This is a genomic window from Micromonospora sp. NPDC023966, from assembly GCF_040639095.1.
GTDB lineage: Bacteria > Actinomycetota > Actinomycetes > Mycobacteriales > Micromonosporaceae > Micromonospora.
Window position 1 is genome coordinate 79,751 of sequence record NZ_JBEZZJ010000006.1, and the last position, 24,784, is coordinate 104,534.

The 24,784-nt window shown below is 75.8% G+C and carries 21 protein-coding genes; 11 read left to right on the forward strand and 10 right to left on the reverse strand.

The window, feature by feature from the left end; translation table 11 throughout:
* Positions 1-10 precede the first annotated feature (10 nt).
* The 3 genes from nadA to AB0F68_RS11935 all read left to right on the forward strand — a co-directional run bounded on the left by nadA (position 11) and on the right by AB0F68_RS11935 (position 3,434).
* Positions 11-1,186 carry a quinolinate synthase NadA gene (nadA, locus tag AB0F68_RS11925; RefSeq protein WP_357335568.1) on the forward strand — a complete coding sequence of 392 codons (1,176 nt, stop codon included), beginning with the start codon at positions 11-13 and terminating at the stop codon, positions 1,184-1,186.
* A gap of 158 nt (positions 1,187-1,344) precedes the next feature.
* On the forward strand, positions 1,345-2,757 hold the full coding sequence (gene murA, locus AB0F68_RS11930; protein ID WP_357335571.1) for a UDP-N-acetylglucosamine 1-carboxyvinyltransferase: 1,413 nt from the start codon (positions 1,345-1,347) through the stop codon (positions 2,755-2,757).
* A gap of 29 nt (positions 2,758-2,786) precedes the next feature.
* Positions 2,787-3,434, forward strand: a complete 648-nt coding sequence (locus AB0F68_RS11935; protein WP_357335573.1) for a DUF3043 domain-containing protein — start codon at positions 2,787-2,789, stop codon at positions 3,432-3,434.
* Between the two features lie 10 nt (positions 3,435-3,444).
* Here the strand turns inward: AB0F68_RS11935 and AB0F68_RS11940 are convergent, their stop codons facing one another.
* The 5 genes from AB0F68_RS11940 to AB0F68_RS11960 form a co-directional block, all read right to left on the reverse strand.
* Complete coding sequence (locus AB0F68_RS11940) at positions 3,445-4,413, reverse strand: ATP-binding cassette domain-containing protein (RefSeq protein ID WP_357335576.1); 969 nt, start codon at positions 4,411-4,413, stop codon at positions 3,445-3,447.
* On the reverse strand, positions 4,410-5,231 hold the full coding sequence (locus AB0F68_RS11945) for an ABC-2 family transporter protein (protein ID WP_357335579.1): 822 nt from the start codon (positions 5,229-5,231) through the stop codon (positions 4,410-4,412). The genes AB0F68_RS11940 and AB0F68_RS11945 overlap by 4 nt, the downstream gene beginning before the upstream one ends.
* Complete coding sequence (locus AB0F68_RS11950) at positions 5,224-6,075, reverse strand: ABC-2 family transporter protein (RefSeq protein WP_357335581.1); 852 nt, start codon at positions 6,073-6,075, stop codon at positions 5,224-5,226. Before AB0F68_RS11950 ends, AB0F68_RS11945 begins: the two co-directional genes overlap by 8 nt.
* Positions 6,076-6,896: 821 nt before the next feature.
* Positions 6,897-7,562 (reverse strand): hypothetical protein, encoded by a 666-nt coding sequence (locus tag AB0F68_RS11955; RefSeq protein ID WP_357335584.1) that lies wholly within the window; start codon positions 7,560-7,562, stop codon positions 6,897-6,899.
* 719 nt (positions 7,563-8,281) lie between these two features.
* Positions 8,282-8,545 (reverse strand): hypothetical protein, encoded by a 264-nt coding sequence (locus AB0F68_RS11960; RefSeq protein ID WP_357335586.1) that lies wholly within the window; start codon positions 8,543-8,545, stop codon positions 8,282-8,284.
* Between the two features lie 256 nt (positions 8,546-8,801).
* Here AB0F68_RS11960 and AB0F68_RS11965 point away from each other — a divergent pair, with 256 nt between their 5' ends.
* Positions 8,802-11,876, forward strand: a complete 3,075-nt coding sequence (locus AB0F68_RS11965) for a WG repeat-containing protein (RefSeq protein WP_357335588.1) — start codon at positions 8,802-8,804, stop codon at positions 11,874-11,876.
* 9 nt (positions 11,877-11,885) lie between these two features.
* Here AB0F68_RS11965 and AB0F68_RS11970 read toward each other — a convergent pair whose 3' ends face one another.
* Positions 11,886-12,365 (reverse strand): cupin domain-containing protein, encoded by a 480-nt coding sequence (locus AB0F68_RS11970; protein ID WP_357335590.1) that lies wholly within the window; start codon positions 12,363-12,365, stop codon positions 11,886-11,888.
* A gap of 86 nt (positions 12,366-12,451) precedes the next feature.
* Here AB0F68_RS11970 and AB0F68_RS11975 point away from each other — a divergent pair, with 86 nt between their 5' ends.
* Positions 12,452-13,111 carry a TetR family transcriptional regulator gene (locus AB0F68_RS11975; protein ID WP_357335592.1) on the forward strand — a complete coding sequence of 220 codons (660 nt, stop codon included), beginning with the start codon at positions 12,452-12,454 and terminating at the stop codon, positions 13,109-13,111.
* A 58-nt stretch (positions 13,112-13,169) separates the two neighbouring features.
* Positions 13,170-14,168 (forward strand): aldo/keto reductase family protein, encoded by a 999-nt coding sequence (locus AB0F68_RS11980; RefSeq protein ID WP_357335594.1) that lies wholly within the window; start codon positions 13,170-13,172, stop codon positions 14,166-14,168.
* A 106-nt stretch (positions 14,169-14,274) separates the two neighbouring features.
* On the opposite strand, the gene AB0F68_RS11985 is transcribed toward AB0F68_RS11980, so the two are convergent.
* Positions 14,275-15,072, reverse strand: a complete 798-nt coding sequence (locus AB0F68_RS11985) for a site-2 protease family protein (protein WP_357335597.1) — start codon at positions 15,070-15,072, stop codon at positions 14,275-14,277.
* Positions 15,069-15,269 carry a hypothetical protein gene (locus AB0F68_RS11990; RefSeq protein ID WP_091320006.1) on the reverse strand — a complete coding sequence of 67 codons (201 nt, stop codon included), beginning with the start codon at positions 15,267-15,269 and terminating at the stop codon, positions 15,069-15,071. The genes AB0F68_RS11985 and AB0F68_RS11990 overlap by 4 nt, the downstream gene beginning before the upstream one ends.
* A gap of 121 nt (positions 15,270-15,390) precedes the next feature.
* On the opposite strand from AB0F68_RS11990, the gene AB0F68_RS11995 reads away from it, so the two are divergent.
* The 4 genes from AB0F68_RS11995 (at position 15,391) to AB0F68_RS12010 (ending at position 21,446) form a co-directional block, all read left to right on the forward strand.
* Positions 15,391-17,301: a protein kinase gene (locus tag AB0F68_RS11995; RefSeq protein ID WP_357335599.1), complete on the forward strand. Its 1,911-nt coding sequence runs from the start codon at positions 15,391-15,393 to the stop codon at positions 17,299-17,301.
* A gap of 50 nt (positions 17,302-17,351) precedes the next feature.
* Positions 17,352-19,322, forward strand: coding sequence for a bifunctional adenosylcobinamide kinase/adenosylcobinamide-phosphate guanylyltransferase (locus AB0F68_RS12000; RefSeq protein WP_357335602.1), 1,971 nt, complete (start codon positions 17,352-17,354; stop codon positions 19,320-19,322).
* A complete protein-coding gene (locus AB0F68_RS12005) occupies positions 19,312-20,085 on the forward strand; it encodes an adenosylcobinamide-GDP ribazoletransferase (RefSeq protein WP_357335604.1) in 774 nt (257 codons plus the stop codon). The genes AB0F68_RS12000 and AB0F68_RS12005 overlap by 11 nt, the downstream gene beginning before the upstream one ends.
* 65 nt (positions 20,086-20,150) lie before the next feature.
* A complete protein-coding gene (locus tag AB0F68_RS12010) occupies positions 20,151-21,446 on the forward strand; it encodes a DUF2314 domain-containing protein (RefSeq protein WP_357335609.1) in 1,296 nt (431 codons plus the stop codon).
* Positions 21,447-21,462: 16 nt separating this feature from the next.
* On the opposite strand, the gene gcvT is transcribed toward AB0F68_RS12010, so the two are convergent.
* Positions 21,463-22,593 (reverse strand): glycine cleavage system aminomethyltransferase GcvT, encoded by a 1,131-nt coding sequence (gene gcvT / locus AB0F68_RS12015; protein WP_357335613.1) that lies wholly within the window; start codon positions 22,591-22,593, stop codon positions 21,463-21,465.
* 198 nt (positions 22,594-22,791) lie between these two features.
* On the opposite strand from gcvT, the gene AB0F68_RS12020 reads away from it, so the two are divergent.
* Positions 22,792-24,360, forward strand: coding sequence for a leucyl aminopeptidase (locus AB0F68_RS12020; RefSeq protein ID WP_357335617.1), 1,569 nt, complete (start codon positions 22,792-22,794; stop codon positions 24,358-24,360).
* Between the two features lie 63 nt (positions 24,361-24,423).
* On the opposite strand, the gene AB0F68_RS12025 is transcribed toward AB0F68_RS12020, so the two are convergent.
* The gene (locus AB0F68_RS12025; RefSeq protein WP_357335619.1) at positions 24,424-24,753 is read right to left on the reverse strand and encodes a hypothetical protein; all 330 of its coding nucleotides are present in this window, start codon (positions 24,751-24,753) and stop codon (positions 24,424-24,426) included.
* Positions 24,754-24,784 lie beyond the last annotated feature (31 nt).

Genomic DNA, 24,784 nt, shown 5'->3' on the forward strand with positions numbered 1-24,784 from the left:
CATGGGTGGCGTGACTTCGACCTGGGTTGAGCCCTCCAACACCGCCACTGCGCTGCTGCTCCTCGGCCGCGGCAGCGACCCCGCCACCGAGCGTGGCGTGGAGTGTCCGGGTGACCTCCCCGCGCCGAGCGACCCGGACCTGGTGGCCCGGGCGACCGCGGCGAAGGCCGCGCTCGGCACGAAGGTCTTCGTGCTGGGCCACCACTACCAGCGCGACGAGGTGATCCAGTTCGCCGACGTGACCGGCGACTCGTTCAAGCTGGCCCGGGAGGCGGCGGCCCGCCCCGACGCGGAGTACATCGTCTTCTGCGGCGTGCACTTCATGGCCGAGAGCGCCGACATCCTCACCTCGGACCGCCAGAAGGTGATCCTGCCCGACCTCGCCGCCGGCTGCTCGATGGCCGACATGGCGGTGCTGTCGCAGGTCGAGACCGCCTGGGACGTGCTGACCGAACTGGGCATCGCGGCGGACACCGTCCCGGTGACCTACATGAACTCCTCGGCGGACATCAAGGGCTTCGTCGGCCGGCACGGCGGCGTGGTCTGCACCTCGTCCAACGCCAAGCGGGCGCTGGACTGGGCGTTCGAGCAGGGGCAGAAGGTGCTCTTCCTCCCCGACCAGCACCTGGGCCGCAACACCGCCGTGCTGGAGATGGGCTTCTCGCTGGACGACTGCGTGCTCTACGACCCGCACAAGCCGAACGGCGGGCTGACCCCGGAGCAGCTGCGCGACGCGAAGATGATCCTCTGGCGCGGGCACTGCTCGGTGCACGGCCGCTTCACCCTGGACAGCGTCAACGACGTGCGCGAGCGGGTGCCGGGGGTCAACGTGCTGGTCCACCCGGAGTGCCGGCACGAGGTGGTCACCGCCGCCGACCACGTGGGCTCCACCGAATACATCATCAGGACCATCGAGGCGGCCCCGGCCGGCTCGGCGTGGGCGGTCGGCACCGAGCTGAACCTGGTCCGCCGGCTGGCGCTGGCCCATCCGGACAAGCAGATCATGTTCCTCGACCGGGCGGTCTGCTACTGCTCGACGATGAACCGGATCGACCTGCCGCACCTGGTCTGGGCGCTGGAGGAGCTGGTCGCCGGGCGGGTGGTCAACCAGATCACCGTGGATCCGGACACCGCCGGACACGCCCGGGCCGCCCTGGACCAGATGCTCGCCCTCCCGGGCGCCTGATCACCCTCGGTCATGCCACTGGTACGGAAACGCGGCGGAATCCCCGGTTCGTGCCCTCACTGGTGATGTGACCGATTCCCTTTTCGTCACCGAGGGCTATGCTGCCGGGGCGACGACACACGCGGGCCCGTTTTGGCCGGGCCGCCTTTCGGGTAGCGATGCAGATCGTGGACCCCACTCATCTACACGGCAGCACCAACGCGCTGGAGGTTGCGTTGACCGACGACGTCCTGGTCGTACACGGAGGCACTCCGCTTGAAGGGCGGATCCGCGTACGCGGCGCGAAGAACCTCGTGTCCAAGGCGATGGTCGCCGCCCTGCTGGGCGACACCCCCAGCCGCCTGTTCGACGTGCCCCGGATCCGGGACGTGGAGGTCGTCCGCGGGCTGCTCGGCCTGCACGGCGTCAAGGTCACCGACGGCGAGGAGGACGGTGAGCTGGTCTTCGACCCGTCCAACGTCGAGAGCGCCAGCACCGACCAGATCAACGTGCACGCGGGCTCCAGCCGGATCCCGATCCTGTTCTGCGGCCCGCTGCTGCACCGGCTCGGCCACGCCTTCATCCCCGACCTGGGCGGCTGCCACATCGGCCCGCGCCCGATCGACTTCCACCTCCAGGCGCTGCGCGAGTTCGGCGCGACCGTGGACAAGACCCCGGAGGGGCTGCACCTGTCGGCGCCGAACGGGCTGCACGGCACCAAATTCGCCCTGCCCTACCCGAGCGTGGGCGCCACCGAGCAGGTGCTGCTCACCGCGGTGATGGCCGAGGGCGTCACCGAGCTGCGCAACGCGGCGGTCGAACCCGAGATCATCGACCTCATCTGCGTGCTGCAGAAGATGGGCGCGATCATCAAGGTGCACACCGACCGGGTGATCGAGATCCAGGGCGTGAAGCGGCTCAGCGGCTACACCCACCGGCCGATCCCGGACCGGATCGAGGCGGCGAGCTGGGCGGCGGCCGCGCTGGCCACCCGGGGCCACGTCGAGGTGCTGGGCGCCCAGCAGGCCGACATGATGACCTTCCTGAACATCTTCCGCTCGGTCGGCGGCGAGTACGAGGTGACCGACCTCCGCCCGCCGCGCGGCGGCGGGCCGGGCCAGGAGGGCGGCATCCGGTTCTGGCACCCGGGCGGCGAGTTGAACGCGGTGGCGCTGGAGACCGATGTCCACCCCGGCTTCATGACCGACTGGCAGCAGCCGCTCGTGGTGGCGCTCACCCAGGCCCGCGGCCTGTCGATCGTCCACGAGACGGTCTACGAGCAGCGGCTCGGCTACACCGAGGCGCTGAACTCGATGGGCGCCAACATCCAGGTCTACCGGGACTGCCTGGGCGGCACGCCGTGCCGCTTCGGCCGGCGCAACTTCAAGCACTCCGCGGTGATCGCCGGCCCGAGCAAGCTGCACGCGGCCGACCTGGTCATTCCGGACCTGCGGGCCGGTTTCAGCCACCTGATCGCGGCGCTGGCCGCCGAGGGCACCTCCCGGGTCTACGGCGTCGACCTGATCAACCGGGGCTACGAGGACTTCGAGGCCAAGCTGGCGGATCTGGGCGCGCACGTCGAGCGCCCGTAAGGTCACACTCCCGCGCCCGGTGCACCGCGATGTGCACCGGGCGCGGCTGTTTGGCTACCCTTGCCGACGTGCCGTCGCTGTTTCGCCGTAAGCCCACCGACCTCGTCGAGGATTCCGTCACCCCGGTGACGACCGACGAGGCGCCGTCCGCTGCCCAGTCCCGGGGTTACACCCCGAGCAAGAAGGACCTCGGGCGGACCACCCCGAAGCGGCCGACCGCGGGTCGCCGCCCGGCCGCCCCGGCCCGTCCCCTGACCAAGGAGGAGGCCCGGGAGCAGCGCCGCGCGGCGCGCGCCGAGTCGGCGGCCGAGTTCCGGCGCGAGGGCGGCCCGCGCGACCGGGGCCCCGAGCGGCTGCTGGCCCGCAACGTGGTCGACTCCCGGCGCACGGTGGGCACCTGGTTCTTCGGCGGCGCGCTGATCGTGCTGCTCGGCTCCAACCAGGCCATGCCGCCGATCGTCCGGCTGCTGTCGAACGTGCTCTGGGGCGCGCTGGCGCTCGGCGTGGTGATCGACTCGGTGCTGATCGCCCGGAAGATCAAGAAGCTGGTCCGCGAGCGCTTCCCGAAGAGCACCGAGCGGCTCGGCTCGCTCTACTTCTACGCGATCATGCGGTCGATCACGTTCCGCAAGATGCGGGCCCCGGCGCCCCAGGTGAACATCGGCGACAAGATCTGACCCGGCCGGCTCAGCCCACCTCAACCGGAGCGCCGTAGAGCCGAGTCACGACCTCCTCGATGTCCGGCTCCACGATCGAGATGTCCCGCAACGTGGCCAGGCCGGCCAGCCCGGCCACCACCTCGGCGACGCTCGCCGACTCCAGCGCGAAGACCAGCCGGCGCCCGTCCGCCTCCACCCGCTGCACCGGCGCGCCCGGCAGCACCGGCGGCGCGGGCAGCGCGGCGTCCAGCTCGGCCACCACCATCCGGCGGGAGCCGTACCGGCTGTGCAGGGCGGCGATCGAGCCGTCGTGCACCACCCGCCCGTGGTCGATCACCACCAGGCGCCGGCAGAGCCGCTCGATGTCGGCCAGGTCGTGGGTGGTGAGCACCAGGGTGGTGTCGCCGGCCCGGCCCAGCTCCGCCAGGAAGCCGCGGACCGCCTGCTTGCTGACCACGTCCAGCCCGATGGTCGGCTCGTCCAGGAAGAGCACCTCGGGGCCGTGCAGCAGGGCGGCGGTCAGCTCGCCGCGCATCCGCTGGCCCAGGGAAAGCTGCCGGACCGGGGTGTCCAGGAACTCGTCGAGGTCGAGCAAGCCCCGGCAGCGGGCCAGCCGGGCCGCGTGCTCGCCGGCCGGCACCCGGTAGACGTGGCGCAGCAGCGCGAACGAGTCGCGCAGCGGCAGGTCCCACCAGAGCTGCGAGCGCTGCCCGAAGACCACGCCGATGCGCAGCGCCAGCCGGGTCCGGTCGGCCACCGGCCGCAGCCCGCAGACCCGGGCCTGTCCCGCCGAGGGCATCAGCACGCCGGTGAGCATCTTCAGCGTGGTCGACTTGCCGGCGCCGTTCGGGCCGATGTAGCCGAGCATCTCGCCCCGCTCCACCCGCAGGTCAACCCCGTCGACCGCGGTGACCGTCCGCTTCTCCCGGCGCAGCCGCCCGGCCTTCACCCGGACGGTGAACTCCTTGCGCAGCCCGTCCATCTCGATGACGTTCATGACCCCGTACTCCGGTAGTGGCGGATCCCGACGCGCCAGGCCACGGCGGCGACCGCCGCGGCGACCAGCGCGACCCCGGGTGCGGCCCAGCCGACCCAGGGCGGCAGGCCCAGCGGGTCGGCCCGGCCGAGCAGCGCCAGCGCCGGGTGGTAGCTGACGAAGGCGAAACCCATCCCGTACGCGAAGATCGCGCGGAACCAGCCGCCGTAGACGGTGACCGGGTACGAGGTGAAGTCGCGCCCGCCGTAGGTGACCGAGTTGGCCATCTCCCCCGAGTCGATCCAGTAGAACGACACGGTGGCGGTGGTGACGAAGACCGCGGCGAAGAAGACCACCCCGGCCGGCGGGGCGACCAGCGCGAGCGCCACCCGGCCCGGCGTCCAGTCGATGCCGGCCGAGCCGAGCGCGAACAGCAGCACGGCCAGCCCGAAGAGCGCCCGGGAGACCTTGCGCAGCGGCAGGTCCATCAGCAGCAGTTGGGGCAGCGCGGCCAGCGGCCGGACCAGCACGGCGTCGAAGAGGCCGGTGCGGACGTATCGGGGCAGCCGCTCGATGTTGCCGACCAGCAGGTCGGCGGTGGCGAACGCGGACGACGACAGGCCGACGACGACCAGCGTCTCGCGGAGCGTGAAGCCGCCCAGCTCCCGGGTGACCCCGAAGAGCACCAGCACGGTAACGACGTCGAACACGGTGGCGCCCATGTTGCCGACCAGGTCCACCACGAACGAGGTGCGGTAGGCCGCCTGCGACCGGGCCTGCGCCCCGAGCAGCGCCCGGTACGCCCGCAGCGCCCCCGTTTGCGTCCCCGGCTCAGCCACCCTGCACCACCAGCCGGTGCTCGGCCCGGCGCTGCACCAGCCGGCAGAGCGCCAGCAGCAGCACCGCCCAGCCGAGCTGGAGCCCGACCAGGCCGAGTTGGGTCGGCATCGGCTCCCGCTCGACCAGCACGTCGAGCGGGACCTGCAGCAGGCTGGGGAACGGGGTGGCGTACCGCAGGGTCGCCTCCAGCCAGCCCGGGAGGAAGCCGAGCGGGAAGTAGAGGCCAGCCAGCACGCCGGAGCCCAACGTCCAGAGGATCATCGGCCCGCGGACGTCCTGCAACCAGTACGCCGTCGCGTTGACAAGGTAACGGCAGGCGAAGCAGACCAGCACGGCGAGCAGCACGGAGAGCCCGAAGAGCGGCAGGGTGGCCCAGTGCCGGGGGAGATAGACCTCGAAGAAGAACGGGCCGATCACCACCGGCGGCAACAGCCGGGCCAGCGAGGCGAACCCGGCCCGGCCCAGGTCGGTGGCGAGGTAGCTGGTCACGGGGTGCACCGGGCGGAGCAGGTCGGCGGCGATCTCCCCGGTCCGGATCCGGTCGGCCAGCTCCGTCCAGCCCCAAATGGCGATCACCGCGAGCAGCCCCTGCCCGGCCCAGACGAAGGTGGCGAGCTGGGCCCGGTCGTAGCCGGCCACCGTGCCGGCCGCGCCGGCCACCGCGAGGAAGATGTAGCAGCGTAGGAAGCCGAAGACGGTGTTGGTGACGACGCCCGCCACGGCGGCCTGCCGGTAGGTGGCGTGACGCCGAAAGCCGGAGGCCACTATCGCGCCGAATGTCCGAAACCATCGGGTAACGTTTGGATCCGTGGGCGGTGCCACAGTGGCGGTGACAGAGCCCACGCCGCTACCCTCCTTCCGCAGCCACGACGTGCTGGACCGGGCGACTCTACCGGCACGTCGGGGCCCCAGCACGACAATTTCCAACGAGGTGACATCGCCGTGAGCGAGCGACGCGAGCCGGCCCCGGGGCCGCGCCGCGCGGGCGGCGACAGGGTCTCCCGATGAGCGGCTGGGACCGCTGGCGTGAGCTGGCCGAACCCTCCTGGGCTGCCGAGCCCACCCACGAGTGGCGTCCGCAGTTCCCCGGGCAGCGCTATCCGGGTGACATCGGCCTCGATCACCTCACCCCGCCCGCGCCGCGCGGCCGGGCCGCCGTGGTCGGCCGGGCCGAGGTGCACCCGGTCAGCCCGGCATCGGGGGGCGAGGACCCGTACCCGGTCAGCCCGGCCGGACCCGACGACCTCGACCGGCGACGCGGCGCATACCCGGTCAGCCCGGCCGGACCCGACGACCTCGACCGGCGACGCGGCGCATACCCCGTCAGCCCGGCCGGACCCGACGACCTCGACCGGCGACGCGGCGCATACCCCGTCAGCCCGGCCGGACCCGACGACCTCGATTGGCGGCGCGGCGGGCGGCCGGGCGGGCCCGCCGAGGACGGGCGGTGGGCCGATGACGGTTCCCGGTCCGGCGGGCGTGGCGATCGGTTCGACCAGCGGTGGGTGCGTCCCGAATCGGCGCGGGGGACGGCCCCGCACCGGCCCGTCTCCCCCGCCCCGGAGCCCGGCTGGGTGCCGGAGCCGGACGAGCACCCGCATCACGCACCGCCGCGACCGGGCCGGCCGGAGCAGCGCCGCGGGCCGGCGGACGGGCGGACCGGTCTACCGCCGCACGGCCCGGCGGACCGGCGCGAGCCGGCGTTCGACGGCCGGCGGGACCCGGCGTTCGACGGCCGGCGTGATCCGGCGTTCCAGGATCGCCGGGAGGCCGGGTTCGGTGGCGGGCGCGAGGCCGCCTTCGACGGGCGGCGGGATCCGGCCTTCGACGGGCGGCCGGATCGGCGGGAGGCCGACCTGGGGCGTCCGGCCGACCGGCGCGACCAGGAAGTGCCCGGTCGGCGGGACCAGGGCTTCGATGGCCGCCGCGATGCCGGGGTGGCTCGCCCGACGGACCGCCGGGACCAGGACTTCCGCCAGCCGGGCGACCGGGGCTACGACGGGCCGCCGCGCGGCGAGCCGGGCCGGGGTCACGACGGACCGCCACGCCGGGAGCCGGACCGGGGTCATGACGGACCGCCGCGCCGGGAGGCTGCCGCGCGCGCCGAGACCCACCCGGACGCGCCCGAGGCCGGGCGCCGGCCGGTGGACCCGTACCGCGCCGAGCCCGGCCGGTACGGCGAGTCGCGTCCCGCCGCGTTCCGGCCCGACGAGCGGTGGGCGGGCCAGCGCCACCCGGGCGACCGCGCCCGCCCGCACCACGAGGAGTGGCCGGTCGTCGAGCGGCGGCCGCGCACCGAACCGGCCGCGTACCGGCCCGACGAGCGGCACCGGCCCCCGGTCGACCGGCCCGGGCCGGACGGCCGCCCCGCCCGGCCCGTGGACGAAGCGGCGCGCTACGACGGGCGTCGCCCCGATGTGCCCGGCCCGCGGCCGGACTTCGTCGGCCCCCGCCCGGACTCGGGGCGTCCCCGGCCGGAACCGGTAGACGGCCGACCCGAACCGGCGCGTCCACGGCCCGAGTTCGACGGTCCGCGCCCCGAGTCGGTCGGGCCACGGCGCGAGTCGGTCGGGCCACGGCCGGAATCCGTCGGGCCCCGACCCGGGTCCAACGGTCCTCGCCCGGAGTCGGTTGGGCCACGGCCGGAGCCCGTCGAGCCACGGCCGGAATCCGTCGGTCGCCGGCCGGACTCTGTCGGGCCCCGACCCGAGTCCGTCGGACCGCGGTCCGAGTTCCGGGCGCGACCGGACGGGTGGCAGGGTCGGCCGGGCGAGCCCGGACCGGCCCGGCCGGGCGACGGCTGGCGACCGCCGGTCGAGCCGGCCGCACGTACCCGCCCGGACGAACTCCGGGACCGGCCGGCGCGCCCGGACGAGGCCAGGCAGCAGCCCCAGCCCGGCGCGCGCCCGGAACAGGGACGCGAGGCAGCCGCGCCGGCCGCCCCGACCCGCCCCGGAGAGCGGCAGGTTCGGCCGATGGTGCCGCCCCCGCCGCGCACCGAGGACGCCCGCCCGCGGCCCATGCCGCCGACGCGGCCGGACGAACCGCGTCAACCGGCGATGCCGGCCCCGCCGACCCGGCCCGACGAGATGCGGCGCCCGCCGGTGGAGCCGGCGACCCGACCGGACCCGAACCGACCGGTCCCGGACCGGGCGGCACCCACCTCGGGCGCGACGGTGTCGGGCGCGCCGATCGTCAACGCGCCCGTCTCCGGCATGCCCGTGTCGAGGCCACCCGTCTCGCGACCGCCGGTCTTCGACGCGCCCGTGCCCAGCCGACCGGTGTCCGGCGCACCGGTGTCCGGCGCCCCCATCTCCGGGCCACCCGTCTCGCGACCGCCAGTCTTCGACGCGCCCGTGCCCAGCCGACCGGTGTCCGACAGACCGGTTTCCGGCGCGCCCATCTCCGGGCCGCCCGTCTCCGGACCGCCCGTCCCCGGCACGCCCATCTCCGGACCGCCTGCCTCCGGAGTACCCGTCCCCAGCACGCCCGTTTCCGGACCGCCCGCCTTCCCGGGCGACCGACCGGTGTCGGGCGACCGGTCCGACCGGCCGGCGGGACCGGAGGCGGTGGGGCCACCCACCTATCCGGCCGAGCAGCCGCCGGTGGACCGCCGCTCCGACCGCCCGGCCGCACCGGAGGCTTCGGCCGGCGCACCTCCCGCCGCCGACCTGCGCGTCGAGTTCCAGCCCGGACCCGCCGACTCCACGCCGCGGCCCGGCCCCGACCGCCCGACTCCGGCCGACCTCGGCGAGCCGGCGGGGCGGACCGAGCCACCCCCGGATGTCCCGCCGCGCCCGGCCCGACCCGCGCCGCCCGCCTACCCCGGCCCCGGTGTCACCCGGCCGGAGCACAGCGCCGGCCCGACCACGCCCGCCGAGGACTCCCGGCCGCCCAGCGCCGCCGGTCCGACCACGCCCCACGTGGGCACCCGACCGGCGGACGACGGCCGCTCGACCACGGTGGCCGGCCCCGGCTCGCCGGACGGAAGCGACCAAGCCTCCGCACCGGTCACCTCCGACGGGCAGGGTGGGCGTTCCGAGGTCGACCGGCCGGCGGCCGCGCGGCCCGCCGAGCCGGTGGACGGTGGCCCGGACGCCTGGTTCCGGGCGAACGAGCCGGTGTCGCCGGCCGCTCCGACGGAGGCGTCCGCCCCGGCGCGCGCTGCCGAGCCGATGTCCGCCGGGTCGGTCGATCCCGCGCCCACACGACCGGTCAGCGCGCCGCCCGCCAGCCTGCCTGCCGACCAGGGCCCCGTCGATCCGGGCCGGCCGGTCGACGCGCCCACCGCGGCCGGTTCGCCGGCCGAGCGGATGCCGCAGCCGTCCGCCCCGGCGCTCGACGCCCCGGACGACGCCCCGGGACCCGACGCGACCGCCACCCGGCCGGCGCCGGAGCTGTCCGGCCCGGCGCGCGATGCTCAGGTGGCGTCCCGTCCGGCGGCAGCGGCACCCGAGCCGGAGCGTTCCGCCGCCGCCCCCGGCGCCCAGGCGGGGTCGCACCCGCGAGCCACCCGGTCGTCGGAATCGTCCGCGCCCGCCACGATCGAGCCGGACACCACGGCAGCCGACGCCCGACCCGTCTCCGGACCGCCCGGACCGGCGCCCGACGCGCCGGAGACGAGCAGGCCGCCGGTCCCGGCCCGGCAGCCCACCGATCCCGATTCACGGGCACCGGCCGCCACCCCGAACGCGACCGCCGCCCCGGTGACGAGGGAGCACGCGCCGACCGAAGCCGAGGTGCCGGCCCGGGCGTCCACTCGGGACGCCCCGACCTCCGATGTCGTCCCGGCCGCTACGCCGCACCCGTCAGCACCGGCCGAAGTGGCGCCACCGGCGGCCCACCCGGCCTCCGAGGTCGCCCCAGCCCCTACGCCGCGCCCGCCGGCCCCGACCGAAGTGGCGGCACCCGCGGCCCACCCGACCCCCGAGGTCGCCCCAGCCCCTGCGCCACACCCGCCCGGTCCGGCCGAAGTGGCGGCACCGGCAGCCCACCCGACCTCCGAGGTCGCCCCGGCCGCTGCGCCGCACCCGCCGGCTCAGGTCGACGTGCCGGCACAGGCGGCCCCGCCGCGGGAGGCCGCCGCACCGGCAGCCACCTCGGACGAGACCCCCGCGACCGCCAACGCCGCGCCGGCCGCGCCGGAGCCGACCCCCGGCCCCGACCAGCCACGTCCCGTCCCGGCTCCGCCGGCCGCACAGAAGGCACCGCCCACGGCCGAAGGGGCGGCCGACTCCACCCCGACCGGGGAGGCTCCCGCCACGCCGACGGCCGGACCGGCCGACCCGGGCGCGGCCGAGCCGGATGCCGGCACCGAGCTGCGGGAGGCCCGCCCGGCGGACCCGGAGCAGGCCCTCGCCGCCATCCGCTGGCGGCTGAATCCCGAGACTCTCCGCGAGGAGGCCCCCGATGCCCCGGCGCTGCGCGAGATCCGGGACGGCCTCACCGCCAAGCTCGGCAGCGCGCTGGACAACCGCAGCCGGGCCCGGCTGCTCAGCCTGCGCTCGGTGGCGTCCCGCATCCTCGGCGACCTGGACGACGCGCTGGCCGACGCGCGGCTGGCCCTCACGTACGCGGAGGCCACCGGCGAGTTGCGGCGGACCTCGCTGGCCCGCGCCCGGCTGGCGGAGGTGCTGCGCTGGCGGGGCGAGCACCCGGAGGCCGACCGGCTCTTCGCCGAGGCCAACTCGCCGGAGCTGCCCCACCGGCTGCGCGCGGTGCTGCACGAGCACGCCGGCCGTTCCTGCTACGACCAGGGCCGGCTGACCGAGGCGTGCCTGCACTTCGAGCGGGCGCTGGACCTGCGGCAGGGTGAGGACGCGGAGTTGAACGCGCGGACCACGCTGGCGCTGGACGCGGTCGCCGAGCGGGCCGTGACCGGCGGGTTCGGGCCGAAGCCGCGCAGCCGGGAGGCGCTGCTGGGCGGCGAGCGGCACCCGGTGCCGACCTTCGACGAGGAGCAGGAGCTCTGGGGGTACGCGGACGCCGAGGGCGAACTGGTGATCGAGCACCGGTACGCCGAGGTGCAGCCGTTCCGGGAGGGCCTGGCGTGGGTGCGCCGCCCGGAGGCGTCCCGCTGGGCGCTGATCGACACGACCGGCGCGGCGCTGATCGAGGCGAACAACGGCTACCGGGCGGTGGGCTCGTTCTCCGAGGGGCTGTCCTGGGTGTCCATGGACGGCAAGGGCCGGTGGATGGCGGTCGACCCGACCAACATCGTGAAGATCCCGCCGGGCTTCGAGGACGTCCGGCCGTTCCGGGGCGGCCTGGCGGCGGTCCGGCAGAACGGCGGCTGGGGCGCGGTGGACCGGACCGGCCACGTGGTGGTGCCGACCCGGTACCACCGTCTGACCACGGCACTGGCCGACGGCCGGTCCGTGGACGGCTTCACCGAGGACGGGCTGGCCGTGGTGGAGCTGGCTGGTCGCCGGGGCGTGGTGGACCGGACCGGCCGGGTGCTGGTCGCGCCGGCGTACCCGACGTTGGTGGTGCACCCGGTGGCGTTCCTGTTCGGCGACGAGTCGGGCCGGTGGGGCGCGCTGGACCGGCGGGGCGAGCCGCTGATCGACCCGGTGCACCGGAGCCGGGACGCGGTGGTCGCGGAGATCGACCGGCTCCTCGCCGACACCAGCCCGGTGCTCTGACGCCCGGCGTCACGCCCGGGGCGGCGGCCCCAGCAGTTCGATGCCGTTGCGGGCGGCGGCGTGCCCGAGCGCGGCCGGGTCGACGGGCCCGGGGTCGGGCAGCCGGCGTTCCAGCGCGGGCAGGCCGGCCTCGGCGGCGAACCGCTCGAATCCGGTCGGGGTGGTGATCTGGAGGGCGCGCAGCGGCTCGTCGGGGCCGACCACGAAGCTGTGCGGCAACCCCACCGGGAGCAGCACGAAGTCGCCCGGGCCGGCGGTGAAGCTCTCCCCGTCGCAGTGGAACCGGGCGGTGCCGGCGAGCAGGTGGAACATCTCGTCCTCGACGTGGTGCCGGTGCAGCGGCGGGGCGAAGCCGGGCGGGTTCACGAACTCGGCGACGGTCAGCCGGTCCCGGGTGTGCCGGCCGCCCGCCTTGATGGTGCACAGGCTGCCGAGGAACCAGTACGCCTCGCCGTCGTCAGGGCGGAGCAGGTAGGGGCGGACGGACATGGGACGCCTCCCCGTGCGGTTTGGATGGATGGACCAATATTCGATAGCCAAGAGTTCAGTGAATATGTTGTTAGTATCGCGATGTCATGGCTGGAGTCAAGGACGGAAAACCGACCCGCCCCTACCGCTCGGCGGTGCGGGAGGAGAGCGCCCGGCGCACCCGTCAGGCGGTGGTGCGCGCGGCGACCGAACTCTTCGTCACGCGCGGCTATGCCGCGACGTCGCTGGCCGACGTGGCCGTCGCCGCCGGGGTGGCCCGGCCCACGGTGTTCGCCGCGTTCGGGTCCAAGGCGGCGCTGCTGCGCCAGGTGCTCGACGAGGCCCTCGCCGGCGACGACGAGCCGGTGCCGGTGGCCGAGCGGCCGTGGTTCCGGCCGGTGTGGGACGCGCGGACCCAGGGCGAGGTGCTCGACGCGTACGCCGGGGTCTGCACTCTGATCGGCGGCCGGGCCGCCGGCGCGTTCGAGACCGTGCGGCGCGCGGCGGACGAGGCGCCCGAGGTGGCCGAGCTGTGGGAGACCCTGCTGCGCAACCGCCGAGCCGGCGCCCGCATGGTGGTCGACCGGCTGGTGGCCGTCGACGGGCCGCTGAAGTCCGGCGCCGACACCGGGCGCGCCGTCGACGAGCTGTGGTTCTACAACGACCCGGCGCACTACGCCGCGCTCGTGCACCGGTGTGGCTGGACCGAGGAGAGCTTCCGGCACTGGCTCGCCGCCCGCATGCGCGACGCCCTGCTGCCCCGCTGAGCGTCACACCCCGTCGCGCCGCGCGCCGACCATGATCGGGCGGGGCTAGGGTCGGGGCATGGAATTCCGACACCTAGGCCGCTCGGGCCTACTGGTCAGCGAGATCTCGTACGGCAACTGGATCACCCACGGGTCGCAGGTCGAGGAGGAGGCCGCCACCGCCTGCGTGCGGGCCGCCCTGGACACCGGCATCACCACCTTCGACACCGCCGACGTCTACGCCGGCACGAAGGCCGAGGAGGTGCTCGGCCGCGCCCTGAAGGGCGAGCGGCGCGAGGGGCTGGAGATCTTCACCAAGGTGTACTGGCCGACCGGGCCGGGCCGCAACGACCGGGGCCTGTCCCGCAAGCACATCCTGGAGTCGATCAACGGCTCGCTGCGCCGCCTGCAGACCGACTACGTGGACCTCTACCAGGCCCACCGCTACGACTACAGCACCCCGCTGGAGGAGACGATGGAGGCGTTCGCCGACATCGTGCACTCCGGCAAGGTGCACTACATCGGCGTCTCGGAGTGGAATGCGTCGCAGATCCGCGAGGCCCACGCGCTCGCCCGCGAGCTGCGCATCCCGCTGGTCTCCAACCAGCCGCAGTACTCGATGCTGTGGCGGGTCATCGAGGCCGAGGTCATCCCCACGAGTGAGGAGCTGGGCGTCGGCCAGATCGTCTGGTCGCCGATGGCCCAGGGCGTGCTCTCCGGCAAGTACCTGCCGGGCCAGCCGCCGCCGGCCGGTTCCCGCGCCACCGACGAGAAGTCCGGCGCGGGCTTCATCGCCCGGTTCATGACCGACGAGGTGCTCACCCGGGTGCAGCGGCTCAAGCCCCTGGCCGAGCAGGCCGGCCTGACCATGCCGCAGCTGGCCATCGCCTGGGTGCTGCAGAACCCGAACGTCTCCTCGGCGATCGTCGGCGCGTCCCGGCCGGAGCAGGTGCACGACAACGTGAAGGCGGCGGGTGTGAAGCTCGACGCCGACCTGCTCAAGGCGATCGACGAGATCGTCGAGCCGGTCACCGAGCGGGACCCGGCGAAGACCGAGAGCCCGGCGCAGCGTCCGTGACGCTCTCCCCGGGCCGGCGCCACCACCGCGCCGGCCCGGGGCCCCACGGAGGTACGCGCACCCCGGAGCGCCCCGCCGCTGCGCGGCGGCTCCCGGAGCCGGAGTGTCAGCCCCGCCAGAAGCGGATCAGCTCGAGCCCGAGGACGTAGAGCTGAGGCGGCAGCCCGAGGAAGTCCGCCACGTCGAAGACCGCGCCGAAGAACACGTTGCCGATCCGCGGGCTCCACAGCAGCGCGAACAGCAGGATGAAGCCGTACGGGGCGAACAGGTCGTACATCCGCCGGTACTCCGGGCTCAGCCACGGCTGGATCATGTTGCCGCCGTCCAGCCCCGGCACCGGCAGCAGGTTGAGCACGCTGGCGGTGAGCTGGAGGAACGCCAGCAGCCCCACACCGGCCCAGAACTCCGTCGGGCCGCCCACGTCCGGGCGGATCCGCACGGCCAGCACCAGCAGCAGGGCGAACAGCACGTTGGTGGCCGGCCCGGCCAGGCTGACCAGGGTGTGCCGCAGGCGACCCGGGATGGCGTGCCGGTCCACCCAGACCGCGCCGCCGGGCAGGCCGATGCCGCCGAGCAGCACCACCACCACCGGCAGCACGATGGACAGCAGCGGGTTGGTGTACTTCAGCGGGTTCAACGTCAGGTAGCCCCGGTGCGCGATGTCCCGGTCCCCCGCCCGGTACGCGACCAGGGCGTGGGCGTACTCGTGCAGGCAGAGCGAGACCAGCCAGCCGGAGACGACGAAGAGGAAGACGTCGAACCGGACGCTGCCGAACCGGTTCCAGGCCATCACCCCGCTGGCCACGAAGAGCGCGACCAGGGCCAGGAAGATCGCACTGGGCCGGAACGCCGCCCGGGGCACCCCGAGCACCAGCGGGTCGCGCGGGCGGTCGTAGCTCGTCATTCGGCCGGGGGCAGCAGGCTCATGCGGTATTCCACCCGGTCGTCCTCGACGAGCGCGACGGAGGTGACGCCGGACGCCGCGAGCTCCCGCCAGGCCTGGCCGATCCACGACTCGGCGTCCGCCTGGCTGGGGAACGACTCACCCGGCCCGTCGACCGAAGCGCCGTTCGTGCCCTCGTACCGCCAGCTCCACGCCATGCCGCGTCTCCCCTCGCCGCCGTCGCCCTGGGACGGAAACCCCCGCAAGCCTAGTCGGCCGGACGCGGGACGGCCCGGCCGCCATGGATCATGCCCACCGCCCGGCCGGTACGGTGGCGCGGTGCTGACTCAAGGAGTGATGCTCAGCGACCGCTATCGGCTGGGCGAACGCATCGCGACGGGCGGCATGGGGGCCGTCTGGAAGTGCACCGACACCCTGCTGGGCCGCGAGGTCGCGGTGAAGGTGCTGCTGCCCTCGCTGGTCGCCGACCCCGAGTTCACCACCCGCTTCCACGCCGAGGCCCGGATGCTGGCCGCGCTGCGCCACCCCGCCATCGTCCAGGTGCACGACTTCGGCTCCGCGACCGTCGCCGACGGCAGCCAGGTCAGCTACCTGGTGATGGAGTACGTCGACGGCGAGCCGCTGGTCACCTGGATCCGGCGCGCCGGCCGGCTCGACCCGGCGTCGACCATGTCGGTGGTGACGCAGGCCGCGCACGCGCTGCACGCCGCGCACCTCGCCGGGATCGTGCACCGCGACGTGAAGCCCGGGAACCTGCTGGTGAAGCGGGACGGCACGGTGGTGCTGGTCGACTTCGGCATCGCCCGGGCCAGCACCATGGCGGGTATCACCGCCGCGCACATGGTGCTCGGCACCGCCTCGTACATGTCGCCGGAGCAGGCCGCCGGCCAGCCGGTGTCGCCGGTCACCGACGTCTACGCGCTCGGCGCGGTGGCGTACTACTGCCTGGCCGGGCGGCCGCCCTTCGAGGGCGACAACCCGCTCCAGGTGGCCATGCGGCACGTCCAGGACGAGCCGCCGCCGCTGGTGGGCACGCCGCCGGCGGTGGTCGAGGTGGTTGGCCGGGCGCTGGCGAAGCGGCCGGCCGACCGGTTCCCGAGCGCGCTGGCCCTGGCCGAGGCCGCTCAGGACGCCCGGGACGCCACCCTCGCCGCCCTTCCTGTCCCGCCGCGCCCGCCGTGGGCGGTCGCCGGGCCCGCCGTGCCCGGGCCGGCCGTCCTGCCGGCGCCGCCGCCGGCCGAGAACCGGACCGGGGGTACGCCGCCCGCCGGCCAGCCACCGGCCGCGTCTCCGGCCACCCCGCCTCCCGCCGCCGCCCGCGACGGCGCCGGGGCGTCAACCGGTGCGGGCTCCGCTGTGCCGTTCGGGCCCGGCACACCGCCCGCGGCCGGGCAGCCCGGCGCGGGCGGCCCGGGTCAGCCCCCGGCCGGGCCCGTCTGGTCGGTCGGGGTCGCGCAGCCCGGCCCGCCGCCCGGCGGGTACGGCCCGGTGCAGGAGCGGCACGCCGGGTCGGGTGTGCCGCCGACGCGGGAGGAGGCGACCGGGCGCCGGGGCCGGGTGCTGGCGCTGACCGGGGCGGCCGGCGTCGTGCTGGTCGCGGTGGTGACCGCGGTGGCCGTGGCGGCGCTGCGCTCCCCCGACGGCACGGATCCGGGGCACCCTCCGGCCGCGCTGGCCGGGGAGTCCGCGTCGGCCGACCCGGCGCAGCCGGAACCGCGGGCCACCGCCACCGCCGGCCAGCCGACGCCGAGCCGTACCGGGCGGCCGGGTCGGTCGCCGTCGGCCACGCCGAGCCGCCCGGCGGCGGACGCCGGCGCCCCGTCGACCGGTGGCCCGGCGGCGACCACCGGCGCGCCCGCGCCGACCGGGGGCACCACCGCCCCGCAGAAGCCCAACCCGTACACCGCGGGACAGGCGTGCGGCGGCGGCTACCAGGTGGTCGACTCGGCGACGCTGACCGCCGGCGGGGTACGCCAGGGGCGGGTCTACCTGCTCTACCACGCCGGCAGCGGCACCAACTGTGTGGTCACCCTCAAGGACACCGACGTCGGGCGGGTCACCACGGTGACCGCGTACCTGGAGGTGCAGGGCAAGGCGCGGCAGACCGAGAGCGGCGGTTACCAGTACTACGCCGGGCCGGTGCGGGCGAACGCCGCCGGGGTCTGCGTGAAGTGGGGCGGGTCCGCGGGCGGGGCCTCCTACGCCAGCCCGTTCGAGCACTGCGACTGAGCCACCGGGCCGGCGGGCGGCGACCCGCCGGACGGCTTTAAGGTACGGGCATGTCCGTTGACGGGTGGAACACCCTCCTGGTGCTCGGCGGTATCCGCTCCGGCAAGTCGGAGTTCGCCGAGTCGGTGGTCGCCGAGGCGCCCACGGTCCGGTACGTGGCCACCGCCCCCGAGGGGGACCCGGAGGACACCGAGTGGGCGACCCGGCTCGCGGCCCACCGGGCCCGCCGGCCGGGCAGCTGGACGACCGAGGAGACCGCGGCCGACCCCGGCCGGCTGGCCGAGGTGATCGCGGCGGCCGGGCCGAACGAGACGCTGCTCGTCGACGACCTGGGCGGCTGGGTGACCGTGCTGCTCGACCCGGCCCACCAGCCGGCCGACGACACGGCCACCATCGCCGAGCTGGCCGCGGCGATCCGGGCCAGCGCCGCCCGGCTGGTGCTGGTCAGCCCGGAGGTGGGCCTGTCCCTGGTGCCCACCACGCCACTGGGCCGGGCGTTCACCGACGCGCTGGGCGCGACCAACCGGGCGGTCGCCGACGCCTGCGACGCCGTCGCGCTGGTGGTGGCCGGGCAGACCGCCTGGCTGAAGCGGGGCGCTCCGGCGCAGCCGGCCGGACCCGCGCCGGCCGGCCCCGGCCGAGCGGGCGCCCCGGCGCCGGTGACCGGCGCGCCCGACGAGGCGCTGCCCGAGGTGCTCACCCCGGCGCCGGCCGCACCGGCCCCGGCGCCGGGCGGCGCGACCGGCCCGGCCGACTGGGCCGCGCCCACCATGGCGCTGCCGATGGTCGCCACCGGCCTGGTCATCCAGCCCGGCATGGAACTGCCGATGCCCGACGACTACACCGGCCCGCAGGCGGTCGACCGGCTCGCCACCCTGGACATCCCCGGCGCCGGGCTCGGCGTGCTGGAGCGGGTGGTCGGCTTCGCCGGCGCCACCCAGGGCACCGCGACGCCGACGCCGTGGGCTTCGGTCCGGGTGCTGCTGCTGCACGGCGACCACGAGGGTGGGGCGTCGGCCGGCGCGGCGCCCGGCGAGTCGGCCCGCCGCGCCCGGCAGGCCCGCGCGGGCAAGGGGCCGCTGGCCCGGCTGGCGGCCGAGAGCGGGGCGAGCCTCCAGGTGGTCGAGACCCCCACCTCCGCGCCGATGGAGGACGGGCCGGCGCTCACCGCCGAGCAGGTCGAGTCGGCCCTGCGCTACGGCTGGCGGCTCGCCGAGCAGGCCGCCGACGCGGGCGTACAGCTGCTGGTGCTGGCGGCGTGCGGGGCCGGCACCGAGGCGGCCGCCGCGGCGGTGCTGGCGGCCACGGCCGGCGCGGAACCCCCGGCGGTCCTCGGCCGGGTGGTCACCGAGCACGGCGAGTACGACGACGCCGCCTGGATGGTCCGCTGCGCGGCCGTCCGGGACGCGCTGCACCGCACCCGGCGGTCCCCCCGGGAAGCCAAGGACGTGCTCGCCGAGCTGGGCGGCGGCGACGTGGCGGTGGCCACCGGCGTGCTGCTCGGCGCGACCGCCCGGCGTGTCCCGGTGCTGCTGGACGGGCCGGTCGGGGTGGCCGCCGGCATGGTCAGCCGCGACCTTGCCGGGCAGGCCCGGCACTGGTGCCTGCTGCCCGACCACGGCGGCCGGCCCGGGGTGCGGCTCGCCGCCGACGTGCTGGGCCTGACCCCGCTGCTGGACCTGCGGCTCGACCTGGGCGAGGGAGCGACCGCGCTGGCCGCCCTGCCGCTGCTGCGCTCGGCCCTGGCGCTCGCCGCCGGCCTGCCCGTGCACCCGTCGCTGAGCGGCGGCGACGACGAGGACTTCGCCGAGCCCGAGCCGGCCGGCCCGGGTCCGACCAGCACCGAGCCCGAGCCGCGGTTCGCCGAGCCGGAGCCGGCCGGGCCGGGGCCGACCAGCACCGAGCCCGAGCCTGCCGGCCCCGAGCCCGAGCCGCGGTTCGCCGAGCCCGAGCCGGCCGGGCCGGGGCCGACCACGATCGAGCCCGACGAGCCGGTCGCCCCCGGCCGACGTGCCGACTGAGTTCCGGCTCGCCGACGGGATCCGGCTGGCGCTCACCACCTTCACCACGGCGCCGGTGCGCGCCGGCCGGGTGGACCGGGCCGCGGCCGGCGCCGCCATGGCGCTCGCCCCGGCGGTCGGGGCGCTGCTCGGCGCGCTCCTCGGGGCGGTGCTGCTGCTCGCCGCGGCGGTCGCGCCCCCGCTGGTCGCCGCCGGGGTGACCGTCGCGCTGGGCGCGCTGCTCACCCGGGGCCTGCACCTGGACGGGCTGGCCGACACCGTGGACGCGCTGGGCTCCTACCGCCGCGGGCCGGCCGCACTGGAGATCATGAAGAAGCCGGACGTCGGCCCGTTCGGGGTGGTCGCGCTGGTGGTCGTACTCCTGCTCCAGGCCGCGGTGCTCGCGGAGCTGGCCGGGCGGTCCCGGCCGACGGCGCTCGCGGCGGTGGTCGCCGCGACGGCGGCCGGCCGGCTGGGCGTCGCGCTGGCCTGCCGGCGCGGGGTGCCGGCGGCCCGGTCGGAGGGGCTGGGCGCGCTGGTGGCCAGCACGGTGGGGCCGGTCGCGCTGGTGGCCGGCGCGGCCGCCGTGGCGCTGCTGGCCGTGCCCGCGGTGCCGGGCCGCCCGTGGCAGGGGCCGCTCGCCGTGCTCGCGGCGCTCGCCGTCGCGGCCGGGCTCCTCCGGCACCTGGTACGCCGCCTCGGCGGGATCACCGGCGACGTGCTCGGCGCCCTCGTGGAGATCGTCACCACGCTGTCCTACCTGGGACTGGTGCTGTCCGCCTGAGCGTCACCCGTCCGGGCGGGTAGCGTTCTCAGGCGAGGTGCACCGGCGCGGTCGAGGGGGACGGCATGCTCATCACGGACGACTTCCTGCCCGTACCGGTGCCGGAGTCGCTGGACGCGACCTACCTGGTGCCGATCGTCGGCCTGCCGAAGGTGAGCCCGAAGACCGCGGTGGAGGGGCTGGCCGGCCGGCTCGCCGAGCCGGTGCACGGGCTGGCCAAACAGATGCTGGACAGCCCGCTGATGACCGTGGACACCCGGCCGGTCAGCGAGTTCCCCGAGCTGCCGCCGGACCTGCTCACCGCGTTCGGGGCGACCGAGGCGCAACTGGCCCGGCTGGCCGCCGCCACGCACCTGGTGGTGGTGCAGGCCGAGTACCGGCCGGGCTGGCCGCCGGCGCACGAGTGGGCGGCCCGTGCGGTGGCCGCGGCGGTCGCGGAAACGGTCGACGGGGACGTGGTGGACGTCTTCGGGCTCCAGTTCCTCGACCCGGCGGCCGCGCTGCGGTCGCTCCCCGACGAGCAGGGCCGGATCCGGCTGGTCGACTGGGTGCTGGTGCCGTACTCGTCGGACACCGACGGGCTCTGGTTCACCACCAAGGGGCTGCGCCGTTTCGGGCTGCTGGAGCTCCAGGCCCAGGGCGTGCCGGACCACCTCACCCGGGCCTGGGGCGCGGTGATGACCGGGGCCGCCCGGCGGCTGCTGCGGGACTGGACCGAGGGGCTGGCCGGCGAGGAGGTGCCGGCGTTCGTGCAGCTCCCGGTGCTGGCCACGGTGACCGGGCACGACATCGCGGTAGCGTACGGCAATCCGGAGCAGCACGGCGCGACGGCGCCGGTCCTGCTGCGGCTGGAACTGGACCCGGCGACCGACCCGGACGCCGACTCGTTCCTCACCCTCAACCCGCCGCCCGGGCACCCGGGCCCGCCCGGCCGCTACTTCGCCGCCGCCTGCGCGACCCTGTTCAACGGCATCCAGCCCGACATCCGGTATGCCCGCTCGGGCGACGCGATGAGCCGGGCGATCGCCACCGCCCGGGAGGGGCTGGACGACATCCGGGCCCGTTTCCTCGCCGGCCTGCTCCCGGCCGAGAGCCAGCTCGTGGTCAAGTACGGCCTGCCCGGCGACGACGGCCCCGAGTACGTCTGGGCCGGGGTGACCTCGTGGGACACCCCGATGCGGATCGTCGGCGCGAGCGCCAGCGACGCCGCCGGCGACCCGACCGTCCGGATCGGCGCCCCCGTGGTGGTGGAGGCCGCCGACGTCGTCGACTGGGCCCTCCTCGACGCGACCGGCGTCATCGAGGGCGGCTGGACCCAGGCCGTCCTCGACGCCGGCGAACCCCCGACCAACGACTCCTGACCGTCGCCCCCGTCGGTCAGCGGACGGAGGGCTGGACGAAGGGCGGGCGGGTGAGGCGCATCTGGGCGCGGCGGCCCCGGATGTCCACCTCCAGCACCTCGCCGTCGGGAAGCTTCGGGTCGGTGTCGACCAGGGCCAGGGCGATGCCCTGCTTCCTGGTCGGGCTGAAGGTGCCGCTGGTGACGACACCGACCTGCTTGTCGCCGGCGTACACGGCCATGCCGGGGCGGGGAATGGCCCGGTCGACCGCCTCCAGGCCGCGCAGCGTACGGGCGGGGCCCGCGGCCTTCTCGGCCAGCAGCACGTCCCGGCCCCAGAAGGCCGGCTTGTCCCAGCCGACCGCCCAGCCGGAGCGGGCCTGCACCGGGGTGATGTTCAGGGAGAGGTCCTGCCCGTGCAGCGGGTACCCCATCTCGGTGCGCAGCGTGTCCCGCGCGGCCAGGCCGCAGGCGCGCAGCTCGTACGCCGCACCGGCGGCGAACAGCGCGTCCCAGACGGCGAGCGCGTCGCCGGCCGGCACGACCAGCTCGTAGCCGAGCTCGCCGGTGTAGCCGGTGCGGCAGACGGTCAGCTCGATGCCCTCCAGCGAGGCGGTCGAGAAGCTCATGTAGTCGTGGTCGGTGGGCAGGCCGAGCGCGCCCAGCAGCTCGGCCGAGCGCGGCCCCTGGACCGCGAGCACCGCGTACGCCTCGTGCTCGTCGGTGACGGCCACGCCGTCGGGCGCGGCGGCGCGCAACCGGCGGACCACCTCGGCGGTGTTCGCCGCGTTCGGCACCAGGAAGACGTGGTCCCCGGCGTGCAGGTAGGCGATGATGTCGTCCACCACGCCGCCGGTGGCGTCGTCGCAGCAGAGCGTGTACTGGGCCTTGCCGGGCGCGATCCGGCCGAGGTCGTTGGACAGGCAGGAGTTCACGAAGTCCGCGGCGCCCGGCCCGGTGATCCGGGCCTTGCCCAGGTGCGAGACGTCGAAGACGCCCACCCCGGTACGCACGGCGGTGTGCTCCTTGAGCACGCCGCCGCCGACGTACTCCAGCGGCATCTCCCAGCCCCCGAAGGGGGCGAATTTCGCACCGAGCGCGGTGTGCCGCTCGTGCAACGGGGAACGACGCAGCCGGGTCTCGGCGGCGTCGGAGGTCACCTCGGTCATGGGTGGCAACTTACCGGCCCGTGACCCGGTGGTTAGCATCGGCGGGACCCCGGCTGCACGCCATCGGGTGCCGGCGGGATGTCCCGTCTGCACCCGTCGGCGGGACAGCCACGCGTCCGGCGGGTAGGTTCGCCGCCGGAGACCTTCATCGCCGGTACGCGACGCCGCGGCCGGCCCGGCCCGCCCGGAGTAGCTTTCGTGACATCGCCCCGCACCACCCTCAGCCTGGTCGACACCGACCCCGCCGAACTCGCCGTCGACGCGATCGTGATCGGCGTGCACAGCCAGACCACCGAGCAGGAGGCCGGCTCACCCGCCGGCGCCCTGCTGCTGGCCAGCGGCGCGGAGAGCATCGCCGCCGCGTTCGACGGCAAGCTGACCGAGACGCTGGCCCTGCTCGGCGCGACCGGCGGCCCCGGCGAGGTGATCAAGCTGGCCACGCTCGGCACGGTCACCGCCCCGGTGGTCGCCGCCGTCGGGCTCGGCCCCGAGCCCTCCGGCGCCGCCCCGGCCCCGGAGACCCTGCGCCGGGCCGCCGGCGCGGCGGTCCGCGCCCTGGCCGGCGCGTCCCGCGTCGCGCTCGCCCTGCCGCTGCCCGACGACGCCGACGCCCCGGCCGCGCTGCGCGCGGTCACCGAGGGCGCGCTGCTCGGCGGCTACCGGTTCGCCGGCTACAAGACCAAGCCCCAGCCGGCCCGGCGCGAGCCGGTGGCCGAGGTGCTGGTCGCGGTGCCGGACGCGGCCGACGCGACCGCCCAGGCCGAGGTCACCCGCGCGCAGGCGGTTGCCGGCGCGGTGCGGACCAGCCGGGACTGGGTCAACACCGCCCCGAACGAGCTGCGCCCGCCGTCGTTCGCCGAGGCCGTGGCCGCCGCCGCGCGGGAGGCCGGGCTCGGCGTCGAGGTGCTCGACGAGGCGGCGCTGGCCGCCGGTGGCTACGGCGGCATCCTCGCCGTGGGCCAGGGCTCGGAGGCCCCGCCGCGGCTGGTCAAGCTGACCTACACCCCGGAGGGTGGCGGCAACGGCAAGCGGGTGGCGCTGGTCGGCAAGGGCATCACCTTCGACACCGGCGGCATCTCGATCAAGCCGGCCCAGGGCATGTGGGAGATGAAGTCCGACATGGCGGGCGCGGCGGCGGTCGGCGCGGCCATGCTGGCGGTCGCGGCGCTCAAGCCGTCCGTCGCGGTCACCGGCTACCTGCCGATGGCGGAGAACATGCCGTCGGGCACCAGCTACCGGCCGGGCGACGTGATCACCATGTACAGCGGCAAGCGGGTCGAGGTGCTCAACACCGACGCCGAGGGCCGGATGATCCTGGCCGACGCCATCGCGCGGGCCTGCGAGGACGGCGCCGACTACCTCTTCGAGACCTCGACGCTGACCGGCGGCCAGGTGATCGCGCTGGGCAAGCGGATCGCCGGCGTGATGGGCACCCCGGAGCTGTGCGAGCGGGTGCGGGCCGCGGGTGACGCGACCGGCGAGCCGGCGTGGCCGATGCCGCTGCCGGACGACGTGCGCAAGGGCATGGACTCCGAGGTCGCCGACATCTCGCAGGTCAACGCCGGCATGGACCGGGCGGGCCACATGCTCCAGGGCGGCGTCTTCCTGCGCGAGTTCGTCAGCGACGACGTGGCCTGGGCGCACATCGACATCGCCGGCCCCGGCTACCACTCGGGCGAGGCGACCGGCTACTGGACCAAGGGCGGCACCGGCGTCCCGGTGCGCACGCTGCTGCACCTGGTCGACGACGTCGCCGCCAACGGCTGACCCGTCCACCACGCCGCAACGGGGCGCTCCCCTCGCAGGGGGCGCCCCGTCCGCGTGTCCGGGTCAGAACAGCTCGGGGCGGCGCTTGCGGCGCTCGTTGTAGTCGCGCATCCGCTGCGGGTAGCCCATCAGCCGGACGTCGTAGATCGGGACGGCGAGCCGGTGCGCGAACCGGCGGGCCTCCTCCGGCCCGCCGACCCGCCGCCGGGTCCACTCGCCGTCGTCGGCGATCAGCATGATCGTCGTCTCGGTGACCGTGGTCCGGGGTTCCAGGTACGCCTCGACACCCCGCCGGGTGCGGATGAAACTCTCAAGGTGGTCCAGATCGGCGCGTTCCGCGGTTCGGTCGCGGCTCACCGCACCCGCCTGCTTGCGTCGTCGGAACAGCGCCACCGACCCACTCCTCCCCGTCCGTCATCGAAGA

What these genes read in the sequence shown, in the direction of transcription:
- murA (WP_357335571.1), top strand. Translation starts at nt 1,345, where the DNA reads ATGCAGATCGTGGACCCCACTCATCTACACGGCAGCACCAACGCGCTG.
- AB0F68_RS11935 (WP_357335573.1), top strand. Translation starts at nt 2,787, where the DNA reads ATGTGCACCGGGCGCGGCTGTTTGGCTACCCTTGCCGACGTGCCGTCG.
- AB0F68_RS11940 (WP_357335576.1), bottom strand. Translation starts at nt 4,413, where the DNA reads ATGAACGTCATCGAGATGGACGGGCTGCGCAAGGAGTTCACCGTCCGG.
- AB0F68_RS11960 (WP_357335586.1), bottom strand. Translation starts at nt 8,545, where the DNA reads ATGGGGGCGCCGGACACCGGTGCGCCGGACACCGGTCGGCTGGGCACG.
- AB0F68_RS11970 (WP_357335590.1), bottom strand. Translation starts at nt 12,365, where the DNA reads ATGTCCGTCCGCCCCTACCTGCTCCGCCCTGACGACGGCGAGGCGTAC.
- AB0F68_RS11975 (WP_357335592.1), top strand. Translation starts at nt 12,452, where the DNA reads ATGGCTGGAGTCAAGGACGGAAAACCGACCCGCCCCTACCGCTCGGCG.
- AB0F68_RS11980 (WP_357335594.1), top strand. Translation starts at nt 13,170, where the DNA reads ATGGAATTCCGACACCTAGGCCGCTCGGGCCTACTGGTCAGCGAGATC.
- AB0F68_RS11985 (WP_357335597.1), bottom strand. Translation starts at nt 15,072, where the DNA reads ATGACGAGCTACGACCGCCCGCGCGACCCGCTGGTGCTCGGGGTGCCC.
- AB0F68_RS11990 (WP_091320006.1), bottom strand. Translation starts at nt 15,269, where the DNA reads ATGGCGTGGAGCTGGCGGTACGAGGGCACGAACGGCGCTTCGGTCGAC.
- AB0F68_RS12000 (WP_357335602.1), top strand. Translation starts at nt 17,352, where the DNA reads ATGTCCGTTGACGGGTGGAACACCCTCCTGGTGCTCGGCGGTATCCGC.
- AB0F68_RS12010 (WP_357335609.1), top strand. Translation starts at nt 20,151, where the DNA reads ATGCTCATCACGGACGACTTCCTGCCCGTACCGGTGCCGGAGTCGCTG.
- gcvT (WP_357335613.1), bottom strand. Translation starts at nt 22,593, where the DNA reads ATGACCGAGGTGACCTCCGACGCCGCCGAGACCCGGCTGCGTCGTTCC.